Origin of the sequence: Streptococcus oralis Uo5 (assembly GCF_000253155.1) — a bacterium.
Classification (GTDB): domain Bacteria; phylum Bacillota; class Bacilli; order Lactobacillales; family Streptococcaceae; genus Streptococcus; species Streptococcus oralis_L.
In genome coordinates this window covers 1,677,644-1,695,203 of record NC_015291.1, presented here as the reverse complement: position 1 = coordinate 1,695,203, position 17,560 = coordinate 1,677,644, and the positions used below count along the sequence as shown (strand labels likewise).

At 43.9% G+C, this 17,560-nt stretch carries 10 protein-coding genes; 9 read left to right on the top strand and 1 reads right to left on the bottom strand.

Going from position 1 to position 17,560, the window contains the following annotated elements; translation table 11 throughout:
* Nucleotides 1–81: 81 nt before the first annotated feature.
* On the bottom strand, nt 82–3,792 hold the full coding sequence (locus SOR_RS08375) for a pullulanase (protein ID WP_000723757.1): 3,711 nt from the start codon (nt 3,790–3,792) through the stop codon (nt 82–84).
* A 443-nt stretch (nt 3,793–4,235) separates the two neighbouring features.
* On the opposite strand from SOR_RS08375, the gene rpoB reads away from it, so the two are divergent.
* The 9 genes from rpoB (at nt 4,236) to recA (ending at nt 17,448) form a co-directional block, all read left to right on the top strand.
* Nucleotides 4,236–7,847: a DNA-directed RNA polymerase subunit beta gene (gene rpoB / locus SOR_RS08370; RefSeq protein WP_000907181.1), complete on the top strand. Its 3,612-nt coding sequence runs from the start codon at nt 4,236–4,238 to the stop codon at nt 7,845–7,847.
* Between the two features lie 32 nt (nt 7,848–7,879).
* Nucleotides 7,880–11,545 (top strand): DNA-directed RNA polymerase subunit beta', encoded by a 3,666-nt coding sequence (gene rpoC / locus SOR_RS08365; RefSeq protein ID WP_000228784.1) that lies wholly within the window; start codon nt 7,880–7,882, stop codon nt 11,543–11,545.
* A gap of 110 nt (nt 11,546–11,655) precedes the next feature.
* Nucleotides 11,656–12,075: a nucleoside-diphosphate kinase gene (ndk, locus tag SOR_RS08360; RefSeq protein WP_000438308.1), complete on the top strand. Its 420-nt coding sequence runs from the start codon at nt 11,656–11,658 to the stop codon at nt 12,073–12,075.
* Nucleotides 12,076–12,209: 134 nt separating this feature from the next.
* A complete protein-coding gene (locus SOR_RS08355) occupies nt 12,210–12,833 on the top strand; it encodes a hypothetical protein (RefSeq protein WP_000240911.1) in 624 nt (207 codons plus the stop codon).
* Between the two features lie 83 nt (nt 12,834–12,916).
* Nucleotides 12,917–13,360 carry a tRNA (adenosine(37)-N6)-threonylcarbamoyltransferase complex ATPase subunit type 1 TsaE gene (tsaE, locus tag SOR_RS08350; protein ID WP_000556958.1) on the top strand — a complete coding sequence of 148 codons (444 nt, stop codon included), beginning with the start codon at nt 12,917–12,919 and terminating at the stop codon, nt 13,358–13,360.
* Nucleotides 13,350–13,871 (top strand): GNAT family N-acetyltransferase, encoded by a 522-nt coding sequence (locus tag SOR_RS08345; protein ID WP_000455517.1) that lies wholly within the window; start codon nt 13,350–13,352, stop codon nt 13,869–13,871. The genes tsaE and SOR_RS08345 overlap by 11 nt, the downstream gene beginning before the upstream one ends.
* A gap of 4 nt (nt 13,872–13,875) precedes the next feature.
* Complete coding sequence (gene lytR / locus SOR_RS08340) at nt 13,876–14,916, top strand: glycopolymer--peptidoglycan transferase LytR (RefSeq protein ID WP_000592174.1); 1,041 nt, start codon at nt 13,876–13,878, stop codon at nt 14,914–14,916.
* A gap of 72 nt (nt 14,917–14,988) precedes the next feature.
* Complete coding sequence (locus SOR_RS08335; RefSeq protein ID WP_000642679.1) at nt 14,989–16,245, top strand: competence/damage-inducible protein A; 1,257 nt, start codon at nt 14,989–14,991, stop codon at nt 16,243–16,245.
* Between the two features lie 54 nt (nt 16,246–16,299).
* Nucleotides 16,300–17,448, top strand: coding sequence for a recombinase RecA (gene recA, locus SOR_RS08330; RefSeq protein ID WP_001085440.1), 1,149 nt, complete (start codon nt 16,300–16,302; stop codon nt 17,446–17,448).
* Nucleotides 17,449–17,560: the final 112 nt, after the last annotated feature.

The window sequence follows — 17,560 nt, the reverse complement described above, 5'->3', positions numbered from 1 at the left end:
GATAAGTGTATCATAAAAACAACACCCCATGGCTAGAAGAGTCTTCTAACCATGGGGTGTTTTCTCTATAGGAGGGCTAGGTTATTTCTTTTTCTTGTTTTTTATCAACCATCCAAGTCCGAGAAGGGCAAGGATACTGAATCCAGCAAGGGCAAGAAGGGATTTGTTCTCAGTACCTGTGTTTGGAAGGACTTTCTGAGAAAGAGTCTCTGTAGCAGTTTCTTGAGAGTCAGGGTTTGCTACTAGGTTCTGGGCTTTGTCTTGTTGGGTTTCCAAGCTAGAAAGATCAAATTCTGGTTTTTCTTCCACAGCTGGAGCGACGATGGCGCCACCTTGAGACAAGCGGAGAACGACAGCAGTGAGAGCGTTCAATTTCAAGCCTTGTTCAGTCCATTCGAGACCTTGAGGTTTAGCGATTCCTACTGGTCCGGCTTGATTTTCATCTGCGAGGACTTCAGCCTTTCTCAAGTGAGCAAAGGCAGTTCCTAGAGTAAATTCACGAGCCTTATCATCCGCATTGACAAAGACAGCGTAGACATCACCGTTTGGAGCAGTGATTTGGTAGCCGATGACCACGTCTTCTTTTTCAACACCGTTTTGTCCTGGGACAGTAATGAGGTGGACGCGCTCTTTGATGTCTTGCAGACTCTTGAGTCGGAAGGCATCTGTCGATTGACGAAGGGCGATCAGACCTTTCATGTAGTCACGGCTCTTGGCATTTTCAGGATATGCTTTGCTATCTGTAGCTTTGGTCCAGTCAAACTTGTTGACAGCATCACTAGAGTCGTAAGAGTCATGGATAAAGTAAGGATAGACAAAAGGCTTGCCGTCTTTGTCACGCAACAAGTGAGACTTATTTGGAACCTTATCTTCAGGAACAGGAGTCTTATAGGCTGGATCAAGGAATTGTTTGGTACGTCCGTATTCCTGACCAGAGTGGATAAACGGAGTTCCTTGAGCAGTCAAGACCATGAGGTTTCCAAGTCGCAAACGACGATGAATCTCAGCGTAGTTTTCAGCCTTGCTTGGGTCTTTTTTGATAGACTGGGCAATGATGTCAAAGAGGGTCAAGTTATCATGGGCTGCGATATACTGGATCACATCTCCAGGATTGTCAGCTTCAAAGTTAGTTGGTTGGGCAATGAGATTTTTAAAGATGGTATTGATATCGCGTTTGCCACCTGTGATAAAGGCAGGTTGACCTTCGTTTGGATAGCCAGACTTGAGGTTGTTGCGGATGTCGTCTGAAAAGACAGCGACAGTATCTGTTTTCTTCATCCAATCTTGGTCAGCAGGTTGTACAGGCGTATTTTCATCACCAGTATAGGTTCTCCAGCCTTCACCTAGCATGATAAGGTTTGGATTGAGGGCACGTGCAGCCTTGTACGCTTCTTCGATAGAAGCCGCATCATGATCTCCCATCATATCGAAACGGAAACCATCCACTTTGTAAGTTTCAACCAGATACTTGATGGAGTCTACCAAGACACGTTTAGACATGTAGTGGGTAGTTCCCAAACGGCCGCCTCCAAAGCTAGTACGAGGAGTTCCGTCTGCGTCCATAAAGTGATAGTAGTTTGGCTCAATATCTTCAAAAATATCAACATTTGCAGTATGGTTGTAGACCACGTCCAGGATAGCCCCCATGCCACGTTTGTGGATTTCGTTGATGAGGTTTTTGAATTCTGCGATACGTTTTTCTGGATCCTTAGGATCGCTTGAGTACATACCTGTCAAGGAGAAGTAGTTTTGAGGATCATATCCCCAGTTGTAGTTGCTGTTGCTTGAAGCGTAGGCAGACAAACGTTCATGGTTTTTCAATTCATTGACAAAGTAGTAGGACAAGACAGGAAGGAGTTGGATATGAGTCACACCCAAGTCTTTGAGATAGTCTAGTTTTTCGATAAAGGCTTCAAAGGTACCAAATGGCTTGGTCAAGTCTTTTGCGATGGCAGGATCCGAAGTGAAGTCACGTACATGGGCTTCATAGATGACAGCATCTTCACGTGATTTGAAGTTACGAATCTTTCCATAGGTCAAGTCTTGCGGACCTAACTTCGCTGGATCGACAAAGGCAGCTTTAGCGACCTTATGAGCGGCATCTGTTTTTGCTAGGTCACTGTTCCAAGCCGCTAATGATTTGGCATAAGGGTCAAGAACGAGGACAGTTTTACCTTGGCGCTCGATTTGGTAGTGGTAGTAGTAGCCAGTGTAGTTGCTGATACCGAGACCAGAGTTTGCATCCAGAGTTTGTTTCCAGGTTCCTTTTTCTCCTTTTTCAAGGGCGACAGTTCCAACTACTTTTTCAGGGTCTTTCTTGTCATAGACAACAACGGAAACCTTATCAGCACTTGGAGACCAGAGGGTGAGGTCAACACGCTTGCCATCTTCTTTCAGAGTTGCGCCGAGTGGACCATCGTAACTGTAGGACTCATCCTTGAGGCGCCAGCTTGAACGTGTGGTAAAGCGGTCTGAATTGTAGCTGACAGTGTAAGGGTGTTGAGTGTCAGAGAAGTCGCCGATGTAGGTCACTTTTTTGCCTGCCTCATCCACTTCCACGTCTGTGATAGCTACTTTATTCCCTTGGTAATCAGTGATGCTGGAGTGTTTGAGGATATCGTCTTTCTTAGCTCCAACGAGGGTAGAAAAACTGCTTTCGATACGAGATTTAGCTACGTGTTGGGCACCAGTCATGCGGATATCGTGCACATAGTAGGGGTTGGTGTAGATGGTTTCGTCATCATCCTTGAGGAAAATCTGACTGTGATTTTTTAGATCAGTGAATTTATAATCTTCTTTTCTGATTTTCACATCATCGCCTTTCTTGCTTTCGTCTAGTAATAAAAATCCAAATTCTCTTGCAGCTTCATTGAGTGGGATATCAATGTAACGGCCATATTTTCCAGTTGCGGTAAAGTCAGTACCGTCAGGCCATTCTCCGCTACTTGGGTTCTTGACATCGCCCCAATACCAGAGAGATTTTTTGTCATAGTTGCCATCGGTGCGGTAGTAGTTGACACGGACAGTTCCTGCTGGTTGAGGGCGGTAGTTGTGTACCTTGTAGTTTTCATCTAGCCAGGCCTCATTCATTTTTGGAGAGAGGCGCTCTACAGAACGGTCCCCTGTCAGGTTATCCCCCTTGGTATTGTTGATGAGGAAGCTGACTTTCTTGGCTTGCTCATTTTTGAGTTTGACATCTAGGTAATAGCCGTAGTCATCTTGCTTGGCATCCTTGAAGGACTTGGCTCCATTGGGCCAGTTTTCAGACGGCTTTTCAACATCGTCCCAAGTCCAAAGACCTTGAGAATCTTTGTTTTCTTCAGGGAGTTTTTTTACATGGATGCGGAAGTGGTTGTCTGCGATGGGTTCTTCAGAGGATGTGTCAGCTTGTGGTTTTTGTTCTGAAGTTGGCGTTGCAGTGCTGTTATCTACTTTCTCTTCCTTGCTGTTAGCCTGGCTTGTAGTAGCATCTTCTGTTTTGGGTGTTTCTGGCGCTGTAGTAGTTTCCCCAGCTGGAGCTTCTTTTTTAGAATCAAGGGAAGCGTTTGCATTCTTTTGTTCAGAAATAGGCGTTTCCGTTTGAGTTTGACTCGTTTCAGTCTCAGTAGGGGCCTTGGTCACAGCTCTGGTATTTTCCTGAATTTGCGGAAGGTTTTCGTTGGCCGAAATAGTTGGCATTGTAGCAGAAAGCAGGACAATGCTAGCACCAATAAGGACAGAACCAGTTCCGTTCTTCAAGGAACGGATACCATAAATCATTTTTTTCTCAGTTTGAGATGGGATCTTTTTCATCACAATTCTCCTTGTGTAGTTGTTCCCTATCAGTATAGCACGAGGTAAACATTAGTGCAAGCGTTTTCCTAACTTTTAAGAGAAAATATAATGCTTCATTCTCTTGAAATTTTAAAATAATATATAGGAAAAGATTATTTAAAAAATAAGTAAAAAAACCTTGAAAAATCTAGCTAAATAAGGTATAATATGAGTAATCATTTGTCGTAGGTTTTGTCTGAAATATTGTCCAGACAAGGCTCACAGCAGTTAAATCTTCTGAAAAAGTCAGATTTAGCTGCTCTTTTTGTGCTTTTTTTCAGGTTTTTGAGTGCTTGTAACAAAGATTTAAAGATTCTGAAAATTCATCAAAGGGACACGGTGATAGGGGTTTTAAAAACCATATGACGATTAGAAAAGCCTGATTGACAAGGCTTGGAATTTATTTACAAAGGAGAATCATCTTGGCAGGACATGACGTTCAATACGGGAAACATCGTACCCGTCGTAGTTTTTCAAGAATCAAAGAAGTTCTTGACTTACCAAATTTGATTGAAATTCAAACTGACTCATTCAAAGATTTCCTAGACCACGGTCTGAAGGAAGTGTTTGAAGATGTATTGCCAATTTCAAACTTCACAGAAACTATGGAGTTGGAATTTGTTGGCTATGAAATCAAGGAACCCAAATACACGCTCGAAGAAGCACGTATCCACGATGCTAGCTACTCAGCACCAATTTTTGTAACCTTCCGCTTGATCAATAAAGAAACAGGCGAAATCAAGACTCAAGAAGTCTTCTTTGGTGATTTTCCAATCATGACCGAAATGGGTACTTTCATCATCAATGGTGGTGAACGTATTATCGTTTCTCAGTTAGTCCGCTCACCAGGTGTTTACTTTAATGACAAAGTAGACAAGAACGGTAAAGTGGGTTACGGTTCTACTGTTATCCCGAACCGTGGAGCTTGGTTGGAACTTGAAAGCGACTCAAAAGACATCGCTTATACTCGTATTGACCGTACTCGTAAGATTCCATTTACGACCTTAGTTCGTGCGCTTGGTTTCTCAGGTGATGATGAAATCTTTGATATCTTTGGTGATAGCGAATTGGTTCGCAATACTGTTGAAAAAGATATCCACAAGAATCCAATGGACTCTCGTACAGACGAAGCCTTGAAGGAAATCTACGAACGCCTTCGTCCAGGTGAGCCTAAGACTGCTGAAAGCTCACGTAGCTTGCTTGTGGCACGTTTCTTTGACCCGCGCCGCTACGATTTGGCAGCTGTTGGTCGTTACAAGATCAATAAAAAACTCAACGTTAAAACACGCTTGCTCAACCAAACCATTGCGGAGCCATTGGTAGACCCTGAAACAGGAGAAATCTTGGTAGAAGCTGGTACCGTTATGACTCGTAGCGTGATCGAAAGTATCGAGAGTCACTTGGATGGCGACTTGAACAAGATCGTTTATATTCCAAACGATGCAGCTGTTCTGACAGAACCAGTTGTGCTTCAAAAATTCAAGGTTGTTGCCCCAACGGACCCAGACCGTGTTGTAACCATCATCGGAAATGCCAATCCAGACGACAAGGTTCGTGTTGTAACTCCTGCGGATATCCTTGCAGAGATGAGCTACTTCCTCAACTTGGCGGAAGGTATCGGACGTGTGGATGATATCGACCACCTTGGGAACCGTCGTATCCGTGCAGTTGGTGAATTGCTTGCTAACCAAGTACGTCTTGGACTTTCTCGTATGGAACGTAATGTCCGTGAACGTATGTCTGTTCAGGACAATGAAGTTTTAACACCACAACAAATTATCAATATCCGTCCTGTAACAGCTGCGGTTAAAGAATTCTTTGGTTCATCACAGTTGTCACAGTTCATGGACCAACACAACCCGCTTTCTGAGTTGTCTCACAAACGCCGTTTGTCAGCCTTGGGACCTGGTGGTTTGACTCGTGACCGTGCTGGATATGAAGTACGTGACGTGCATTACACTCACTATGGTCGTATGTGTCCAATCGAGACACCTGAAGGACCTAACATCGGTTTGATTAACAACTTGTCATCTTACGGACACTTGAATAAGTATGGCTTTGTTCAAACACCATACCGTAAGGTTGACCGTGAAACAGGTGTTGTGACCAACGAAATCGTTTGGTTGACAGCCGATGAAGAAGATGAATTTACTGTAGCGCAGGCTAACTCTCGCCTCAACGAGGACGGTACTTTTGCTGAGAAAGTTGTCATGGGACGTCACCAAGGGGTCAACCAAGAGTATCCAGCAGAAGTGGTTGACTACATGGACGTGTCACCAAAACAGGTAGTTGCCGTTGCGACAGCATGTATTCCTTTCTTGGAAAACGATGACTCCAACCGTGCCCTCATGGGTGCCAACATGCAACGTCAGGCTGTGCCTTTGATTGATCCAAAAGCACCTTACGTTGGTACTGGTATGGAATACCAAGCAGCTCATGACTCTGGTGCTGCTGTGATTGCTCAGTATGGTGGTAAAGTTACTTACGCAGATGCTGATAAGGTAGAAGTACGCCGTGAAGATGGTTCGCTAGACGTTTACCACATCCAAAAATTCCGTCGTTCTAACTCAGGTACTGCTTATAATCAACGTACACTTGTTAAGGTTGGCGATGTCGTTGAAAAAGGCGATTTTATCGCTGACGGACCTTCTATGGAAAAAGGTGAAATGGCGCTTGGACAAAACCCAATCGTTGCCTACATGACATGGGAAGGTTACAACTTCGAGGATGCCGTTATCATGAGCGAACGCTTGGTCAAAGACGATGTCTACACATCTGTCCACCTCGAAGAATACGAATCAGAAACACGCGATACAAAGCTTGGACCTGAAGAAATTACTCGTGAAATTCCAAACGTTGGTGAAGATGCTCTTAAAGACCTTGACGAAATGGGGATTATCCGTATCGGTGCTGAGGTTAAAGAAGGGGACATCCTTGTAGGTAAAGTCACACCTAAGGGTGAGAAAGACCTCTCAGCTGAAGAACGTCTCTTGCACGCTATCTTCGGAGACAAGTCTCGTGAAGTGCGTGATACTTCTCTTCGTGTACCTCACGGTGCCGATGGTGTCGTTCGTGATGTTAAAATCTTTACACGTGCAAATGGAGATGAGTTGCAATCAGGTGTCAACATGCTGGTTCGCGTCTACATCGCTCAAAAACGTAAGATCAAAGTCGGAGATAAGATGGCCGGACGTCACGGAAACAAAGGGGTTGTCTCTCGTATCGTTCCTGTAGAAGACATGCCTTACCTTCCAGACGGAACTCCAGTCGATATCATGTTGAACCCACTTGGGGTACCATCACGTATGAATATCGGTCAGGTTATGGAACTCCACCTTGGTATGGCAGCTCGTACTCTTGGTATCCACATCGCAACACCAGTTTTTGACGGAGCAAGTTCGGAAGACCTTTGGGACACTGTTAAAGAAGCAGGTATGGACAGTGATGCCAAGACAATCCTTTACGATGGACGTACAGGTGAGCCATTTGACAACCGTGTATCAGTTGGTGTCATGTACATGATCAAACTCCACCACATGGTTGATGATAAATTGCACGCTCGTTCAGTCGGACCATACTCAACTGTTACCCAACAACCACTCGGAGGTAAAGCTCAGTTTGGTGGACAACGTTTCGGTGAGATGGAGGTTTGGGCTCTTGAAGCCTACGGTGCGTCAAATGTCCTTCAAGAAATCTTGACTTACAAGTCTGACGATATCAACGGACGTTTGAAAGCTTATGAAGCTATTACAAAAGGAAAACCAATTCCAAAACCAGGTGTTCCAGAATCCTTCCGAGTTCTTGTCAAAGAATTGCAATCTCTTGGTCTTGACATGCGTGTCCTTGACGAAGATGACCAAGAAGTGGAACTTCGCGACTTGGATGAAGGAATGGACGAAGATGTCATCCACGTAGATGACCTTGAAAAAGCCCGCGAAAAAGCAGCCCAAGAGGCTAAAGCAGCCTTTGAAGCTGAAGAAGCTGAGAAAGCAACAAAAGCGGAAGCAACAGAAGAAGCTGCTGAACAAGAATAAGCAGTTCACTTAGAATAGAAAGGGAAGAAATAGTGGTTGATGTAAATCGTTTTAAAAGTATGCAAATCACCCTAGCTTCTCCAAGCAAAGTCCGTTCATGGTCTTATGGAGAAGTCAAAAAACCTGAAACAATCAATTACCGTACCTTGAAACCAGAACGTGAAGGACTCTTTGACGAAGTCATCTTTGGTCCTACAAAAGACTGGGAATGTGCTTGTGGGAAGTACAAACGCATTCGCTATAGAGGAATTGTTTGTGACCGCTGTGGGGTTGAAGTAACGCGTACAAAAGTTCGTCGTGAGCGTATGGGGCACATCGAGTTGAAAGCTCCTGTATCTCACATCTGGTATTTCAAGGGGATTCCAAGCCGTATGGGCTTGACCCTTGATATGAGTCCTCGTGCCCTCGAGGAAGTTATCTATTTTGCGGCTTATGTGGTGATTGATCCTAAGGATACACCGCTTGAGCACAAGTCTATCATGACAGAGCGCGAATACCGTGAGCGCTTGCGTGAGTATGGCTATGGATCATTCGTTGCCAAGATGGGTGCCGAAGCTATCCAAGACCTTTTGAAACAAGTAGATCTTGAAAAAGAAATTACTGAACTCAAAGAAGAGTTGAAAACAGCTACTGGACAAAAACGTGTCAAAGCCATCCGTCGTTTGGATGTTTTGGATGCCTTCTACAAGTCTGGAAACAAACCTGAATGGATGATTCTCAACATCCTTCCGGTTATTCCACCAGATCTTCGTCCAATGTTGCAGTTGGATGGTGGCCGTTTTGCTTCATCTGACTTGAACGACCTTTACCGCCGTGTTATTAACCGTAACAACCGTTTGGCTCGTTTGCTTGAGTTGAATGCACCAGGTATCATCGTTCAAAATGAGAAGCGTATGCTTCAAGAAGCGGTTGATGCTTTGATTGACAATGGCCGTCGTGGTCGTCCAATCACAGGACCAGGTAGCCGTCCACTGAAATCATTGAGCCACATGCTTAAAGGGAAACAAGGACGCTTCCGTCAAAACTTGCTCGGAAAACGTGTTGACTTCTCAGGACGTTCCGTTATCGCCGTTGGTCCAACTCTTAAGATGTACCAATGTGGTGTGCCACGTGAAATGGCCATCGAGCTCTTTAAACCATTTGTGATGCGTGAAATCGTTGCTCGTGACATCGTGCAGAACGTCAAAGCGGCTAAACGCTTGGTGGAACGTGGAGATGAACGTATCTGGGATATTCTTGAAGAAGTAATCAAAGAACACCCAGTTCTTTTGAACCGCGCACCGACCCTTCACCGTTTGGGTATCCAAGCTTTCGAGCCAGTCTTGATTGATGGTAAGGCCCTTCGCTTGCACCCGCTTGTCTGTGAAGCCTACAATGCCGACTTTGACGGGGACCAAATGGCCATCCACGTACCGCTTTCAGAAGAAGCTCAAGCAGAAGCTCGTATCTTGATGTTGGCTGCTGAGCATATCTTGAATCCGAAAGATGGTAAACCAGTTGTTACTCCGTCTCAGGACATGGTTTTGGGTAACTACTACTTGACCATGGAAGAAGCTGGTCGTGAAGGTGAAGGAATGGTCTTCAAAGACCGTGACGAAGCGGTTATGGCTTACCGCAATGGTTATGTTCACCTCCACTCACGTGTTGGTATTGCAACAGACAGCCTCAACAAACCATGGACAGAAGAGCAAAAACACAAGGTCTTGCTGACAACAGTTGGTAAAATCCTCTTCAACGACATCATGCCAGAGGGTCTGCCTTACTTGCAAGAACCAACAAATGCTAACTTAACAGAAGGTGTTCCAGCTAAATACTTCTTGCCACTAGGTGGAGATATCAAGGAAGCTATCAGCAATCTTGAACTTAACCCTCCATTCAAGAAGAAAAACCTTGGAAATATCATCGCTGAAATCTTCAAACGTTTCCGTACAACAGAAACTTCTGCCCTACTTGACCGTATGAAGAACCTCGGTTACCACCACTCAACTCTTGCAGGTTTGACAGTCGGTATTGCCGATATCCCAGTCGTTGAAGACAAGGCTGAAATCATCGAAGAATCACACAAACGTGTAGAACAAATCACCAAACAATTCCGTCGTGGTATGATCACAGACGACGAGCGCTACAACGCTGTTACAGCTGAATGGCGTGCAGCCCGTGAAAAATTGGAAAAACGTTTGGTTGCCAACCAAGATCCTAAGAACCCAATCGTTATGATGATGGACTCTGGAGCCCGTGGTAACATCTCAAACTTCTCACAGCTTGCCGGTATGCGTGGTCTGATGGCCGCTCCGAACGGACGTATCATGGAATTGCCAATCCTTTCAAACTTCCGCGAAGGTTTGTCAGTACTCGAAATGTTCTTCTCAACTCACGGTGCCCGTAAGGGTATGACCGATACGGCCCTTAAGACAGCCGACTCAGGTTACTTGACTCGTCGTTTGGTTGACGTTGCCCAAGATGTGATCATCCGTGAGGACGACTGTGGAACAGACCGTGGTCTCTTGATTCGTTCTATCGCAGAAGGAAAAGAGATGATCGAGTCTCTCGAAGAACGTCTCAATGGTCGTTATACTAAGAAAACTGTTAAACATCCAGAAACTGGTGCAGTGATCATCGGTCCAAATGAGTTGATTACAGAAGACAAGGCGCGTGAAATTGTCAATGCTGGTGTGGAAGAAGTTACTATCCGCTCTGTATTTACATGTAACACTCGTCATGGTGTCTGCCGTCACTGTTACGGTATCAACTTGGCGACTGGTGATGCGGTTGAAGTTGGTGAAGCAGTTGGTACAATCGCTGCCCAATCTATCGGGGAACCTGGTACACAGCTTACAATGCGTACCTTCCACACGGGTGGGGTTGCCTCAAATACCGATATCACTCAGGGTCTTCCTCGTGTCCAAGAAATCTTTGAAGCCCGCAATCCTAAAGGGGAAGCGGTCATCACAGAGGTCAAAGGACAAGTTACAGCTATCGAAGAAGACGCGTCAACTCGTACCAAGAAAGTCTTCGTTAAGGGTGAAACTGGCGAAGGTGAGTACGTGGTACCATTTACAGCACGTATGCGTGTCGAAGTTGGAGACCAAGTCTCTCGCGGTGCGGCATTGACAGAAGGTTCTATCCAACCAAAACGTCTCCTTGCTGTTCGTGATGTCTTGTCAGTTGAAACTTACCTTCTCGGTGAAGTACAAAAAGTTTACCGTAGCCAAGGGGTAGAAATCGGTGACAAACACATCGAGGTAATGGTTCGTCAAATGATCCGTAAAGTTCGTGTCATGGATCCAGGTGACACAGACCTTCTTATGGGTACTCTCATGGACATCAACGACTTTACAGATGCTAACAAGGATGTTCTTATCGCAGGTGGAGTTCCAGCGACTGGTCGCCCAGTTCTTATGGGAATCACCAAAGCCTCACTTGAAACAAATAGTTTCTTGTCAGCGGCTTCCTTCCAGGAAACAACTCGTGTCCTTACAGATGCGGCCATCCGTGGTAAGAAAGATCATCTCCTTGGACTCAAGGAAAATGTTATCATCGGTAAGATCATCCCAGCTGGTACTGGTATGGCTCGCTACCGTAACCTTGAACCACAAGCTATCAATGAAGCAGAATATCTGGCTCCAGAACAAGAAGAGGCAGAACTTGCTCCTGTAGAGGAAGTTGTGGAAATCCAAGTTGAAGAAACAGTAGAATAAAAGCAAACAAGAGAACCCAAAGGTTCTCTTTGTTTTGTTTCAGAAAATTTTCCCACTTTTTCATAAAGTGTGGTAGAATAGAAGAACTAAAATGCCAAGGAGGTGTCCGTATGGAACAAACATTCTTTATCATTAAGCCAGATGGTGTGAAAAGAGGGCTGGTTGGTCAGGTTCTGAAAAGAATTGAGGAGCGTGGTTTCAAAATCGAAAAATTAGAGTTACGTTCAGCAGTTTCAGAAGCTTTGATTGATCAACACTATCAAGACTTGGTTGAAAAAAGTTTTTATCCTCCTATCCGTCAGTTTATGACTTCAGGACCGGTAGTGGTGGGCATTCTATCAGGACCGAAAGTGATTGAAACTTGGCGGACCATGATGGGTGCTACTCGTCCAGAAGAAGCTCTGCCAGGAACTATCCGAGGAGATTTTGCCAAGGCTGCAGGAGACAATCAAGCCATTCAAAATGTAGTTCATGGATCCGATTCGGAAGCTTCTGCAAAACGTGAAATTGCTCTCTGGTTTAAGGATTAGACTGGTAAAAGAACAGTTCTGTGCACAACAGAGCTGTTTTTTGGTCAGTTGAGCACAAAAAAAGGACACTTGAGGCGGTAACGATCATTTCAAACTCCTCACAAGGTATAATCCCATATAGGGAGGGAAAAGAAATGGTAAAATCAATTCGCCTATTGTTACTGATTGCAGTCGTCCAGATTAGTTTTAGTAGTTGCCTATTATGGAAAGAATCCTTTTTATCTTTAAAACAGACCAATGCTTATTTTTTGATTTTGATAGTAGGAATTTCTGTTCTCTGTGCTGGGATAAATTATTTCCATACAGCAGACCAGTCTAGGCACAGTATTTTACATGTTCAAAAGAAAGTGAGTCTAGTTTATTGCCTCCTTTTAGTAGTCAATCTTTTGGCAACCTGTCTGGTTCTCTCAGAAAGCATCCAAACTACTAGCAAATTGCAACAAGAATTGGTTGACCTCTTTTTACCCTCCTTCTTTTTCTTGCTAGGAGTAGATCTATTGATTTTCTTACCTTTTGATAAAATTTTTCGCGATATAGAAAATCACCTAAATAAAAAGAAAACAGTCGTCATTTCCGTTCTAGCTACGATGGTTTTTTTGAGGAATCCCTTAGTGATTTCCTCGATTCTCATTTATATCAGTGTTGGTTTTCTATGCGCACGTTTCCTTTTTCCAAAATGTATTCAAAGGGAAATCTCCTTTTATGGGCACCTGATTCGGGATATCCTGTTTGTTTTTTCAATAGTTGTATTCTTTTAAGTGGAGGAGAATTTTTCAAAATTGTTATAGTAAGTCCATAAAGAAAATTCACACAAAAGAAAACTTTTTGGTATAATAGTAGCATGCACACAAAAAATGAAGAAGAGCTTCTGGCTCTCGGAGAAAGATTAGGCCATTTGCTTCAAAAAGACGATGTTCTGATCTTGACTGGAGAGTTGGGTGCGGGTAAAACAACCTTTACAAAAGGTCTTGCCAAGGGCTTGGATATCCGTCAGATGATTAAAAGTCCAACCTATACCATTGTCAGAGAGTACGAAGGGCGTTTGCCACTTTACCACTTGGATGTCTACCGTATCGAAGGTGATGCTGATTCTATTGACTTGGATGAGTTTCTCTTTGGTGGTGGTGTGACTGTTATTGAGTGGGGGCATCTTTTGGGTGAAGATTTACCAGATTCTTACTTGGAGTTGGAAATTTTGAAAGAAGCTGATGGTCGTTGTCTTCATTTTACGGCTCATGGCTCTCGGGCTGAACAACTCATCAAGGAGCTTCAAGATGGAGTATGAGTTGTGTATTCGTGAGGCAGAGATGTCAGATGCTACAGCCTTGATTGCATTTTTAGATTGTGTCGGTCAAGAGACAGACTTTACTAGCCTAGATGAAAATGGCATCATGATGACAGCTTTTGAAATGGCTCTTTTTATCGAAAAACAAGCTGCATCAGAGAATCAAATTACTCTCCTCGCCTTACTGAATGATGAGATTGCAGGAGTCTTAAATATCACAGCAGACCAACATTTAAGAGTTCGACATATCGGTGATATTTTTTTAGCAGTTCGCAAGAAATTTTGGAACCAAGGCTTGGCAACTATACTTCTAGAAGAAGGCATTGAGTGGGCGAAAGCCAGTGGCGTCCTGCGCCGTTTGCAACTCAGTGTACAAAAACGAAACGAGGCTGCGATCCACCTCTACTCAAAAATGGGATTTATCACAGAAGGCTTACAAGAAAGAGGAGCCTATTTAGCAGAAGGGATATTTTTAGATGTTTGTCTTATGGGCAAGCTGATAAATGAATAACGAGATGATTAAAAAATTAATTGGAATGGTGCTAGGTTTCCTAGCAGTAACAGTTTTAGGTGTAGCGGTTTATGGCTATACCATCTACCAACAGGGAACAGAAACCCTAAGTAAAAAGACTTACAAAAAAATCGGGGAAGAAACCAACGTTATCGAAGCGACGGAGCCTCTGACTATCCTCTTGATGGGGGTAGATACGGGAAATGTGGAACGTACAGACCCGTGGGCGGGGAATAGTGATTCCATGATTCTCTTGACGGTTAATCCCAAAACAAAGAAAACCACAATGATGAGTTTGGAACGGGATATTTTGACCAAGATTGAGACTGGAAACGGTCAAGTTCAGGAAGCCAAACTCAATGCGGCCTATGCTAATGGTGGTGCGGAACTTGCAATTTCTACTATTCAAAAGATGATGAATATCCACATTGACCGCTATGTGATGGTTAACATGCAGGGGCTTCAACAATTGGTGGATGCAGTTGGTGGAATTACCGTCAACAATACACTTGGTTTCCCGATTTCGATTGCTGACCAAGAAGAGTTTAATAAGATTTCTATCGGTGTTGGAGAACAAACCTTGAATGGTGAGGAAGCTCTGGTGTATTCACGAATGCGTTACCAAGACCCAGAAGGAGACTATGGTCGTCAAAAACGTCAGCGTGAAGTCATTCAAAAGATCGTTGAGAAGGTTTTGAGCCTAAACAGTGTGAGTCATTATCAAGGCATCCTCAAAGCTTTGAGTGATAACATGCAGACCAATGTGGACTTATCAGCTAAGAGCATTCCACAATTGCTCGGCTATCAAGATTCTTTCAAGAATATTGAAACGCATCAATTGCGTGGGGAAGATGCTGAGCTACAGGGAATTTCTTATCAGATTGTCACTTCAGAACATATGCTCGAGATGCAAAATCTCTTGCGTCGTTCACTAGGTAAAGAGCCAGTGACAGAATTGGAAACCAATGCGGTACTGTACGAAACAGCCTTTGGTCGGACAGCGCCTTCAACCAGTACGAACGCTTCAAACGAAGAAGCAGAATAAGAAAAGAATCAAATCGTGGGAAATTTCCTGCGATTTTTTCAAAAAAATTCGAATAGATAAGTAGGAGGAAACATGAAAGCAGAAATTATTGCTGTCGGAACAGAAATTTTAACAGGGCAGATTGTCAATACCAATGCTCAGTTTTTATCAGAGAAACTTGCCGAAATCGGGGTAGATGTCTACTTCCAAACAGCTGTTGGAGATAATGAAGCTCGTCTTTTGTCCTTGCTGGAGATTGCGAGTCAACGTAGCAATCTTGTGATTTTGACAGGGGGCTTGGGACCAACTGAGGATGATTTGACCAAACAAACTCTGGCAAAATTTTTAGGAAAAAATCTAGTGTTTGACCCTCAAGCGCAAGAGAAACTGGATATCTTCTTTGCTCATAGACCTGACTATGCTCGGACACCGAATAATGAGCGCCAAGCCCAAATTGTAGAAGGGGCGACTCCACTGCCAAATGAGACAGGTTTAGCAGTAGGAGGGGTGTCGGAAGTGGATGGCGTAACCTACGTGGTCCTTCCAGGACCGCCGAGTGAGTTGAAACCTATGGTCTTAAACCAACTCTTACCCAAGTTAATGACTGGTACCAAGTTATACTCACGTGTGCTCCGTTTCTTTGGAATTGGGGAGAGTCAGTTGGTGACCATTTTGGCGGATTTGATTGACCATCAAACCGATCCGACTTTGGCGCCGTATGCCAAAACAGGAGAAGTGACCTTGCGCTTGTCTACAAAAGCAGTTAGTCAAGAAAAGGCTGATCAAGCGCTGGATATCTTAGAAAATCAAATCTTGAGTCGCCAAACTTTCGAGGGAATTTCTTTACGAGACATCTGTTACGGATATGGGGAAGAAACCAGCCTCGCAAGTGTCGTTGTAGAAGAGCTAAAGAAGAGACAGAAAAGCATTACTGCGGCAGAAAGCTTGACGGCAGGTCTCTTTCAAGCGACATTAGCAGACTTTTCGGGCGTTTCAGCAATCTTTAATGGCGGTTTTGTCACTTACAGCCTAGAAGAAAAGTCCAAGATGTTGGATATTTCCGAGCAAGAGCTAAAAGAACACGGGGTTGTTTCTGAGTTTACGGCTCGAAAAATGGCAGAGCAGGCACGGATCAAGACTCAGTCTGATTATGGAGTCAGTCTGACAGGTGTAGCTGGGCCAGATAGCCTAGAGGGTCATCCAGCTGGTACAGTTTTTATTGGACTGGCACATGCAAAAGGGACAGAGGTTATCAAGGCTAATATCGCAGGACGGAGTCGAGCAGATGTCCGACATATTGCGGTCATGCATGCCTTTTACCTAGTTCGCAAGGCTTTATTAAGTGACTAAATTTTGGTATAATGAAAGATAGGTCTAAGGACCAGTAGAATATAGGAGAACAAAATGGCGAAAAAACCAAAAAAATTAGATGAAATTGGGAAAAAATTTGGAGCAGACCGTGAAAAAGCATTGAACGATGCTCTTAAATTGATCGAAAAAGACTTTGGTAAAGGCTCAATCATGCGCTTGGGTGAGCGCGCGGAGCAAAAAGTTCAAGTGATGAGCTCAGGCTCATTGGCTCTTGACATTGCCCTTGGTTCAGGTGGTTATCCTAAAGGACGTATCATCGAAATCTATGGACCAGAATCATCTGGTAAGACAACGGTTGCCCTTCACGCTGTTGCGCAAGCACAGAAAGAAGGTGGTATTGCAGCCTTTATCGATGCGGAACATGCTCTTGACCCAGCCTATGCTGCAGCCCTTGGTGTGAACATTGACGAATTGCTCTTGTCACAACCAGACTCAGGTGAACAAGGTCTTGAAATTGCTGGAAAATTGATTGACTCAGGTGCAGTTGACCTTGTCGTTATCGACTCGGTTGCGGCCCTTGTACCTCGTGCAGAAATTGATGGGGATATTGGAGATAGTCACGTTGGTTTGCAAGCTCGTATGATGAGCCAGGCCATGCGTAAACTCGGAGCTTCTATCAATAAAACCAAAACAATTGCCATCTTTATCAACCAATTGCGTGAAAAAGTTGGGGTTATGTTTGGAAATCCAGAAACAACACCTGGTGGACGTGCTCTGAAATTCTACGCTTCAGTCCGTTTGGATGTTCGTGGAAGTACGCAAATCAAGGGAACTGGTGACCAAAAAGATACCAATGTCGGTAAGGAAACCAAGATCAAGGTCGTGAAAAACAAGGTGGCTCCACCATTTAAGGAAGCCTTTGTTGAAATCATGTACGGAGAAGGAATCTCTAAGACTGGTGAGCTCTTGAAGATTGCAAGTGATCTCGATATCATCCAAAAAGCGGGAGCATGGTACTCTTACAAGGGTGAAAAAATCGGACAAGGATCTGAAAATGCTAAGAAATATTTGGCGGATCACCCAGAAATCTTTGATGCCATTGACCATCAAGTTCGTGTCCAATATGGCTTGATTGAAGATGAAGAAGGGACAACTCCTACCTCTGTCGCAGAAGATCTAGCACCTAACCAAGAAGTAACGCTTGACCTAGGTGATGGACTTGAAATCGAAATTGAAGATTAAAAATAAAAGCGGAGAAGCCTTTCTCTGCTTTTTATGTTTAATTATTAAGTCTCCATAAGCCTTAAAAGCGTAATAAAAGAGTATTTAATCAAAAAAAATTAAAAAAAACAAG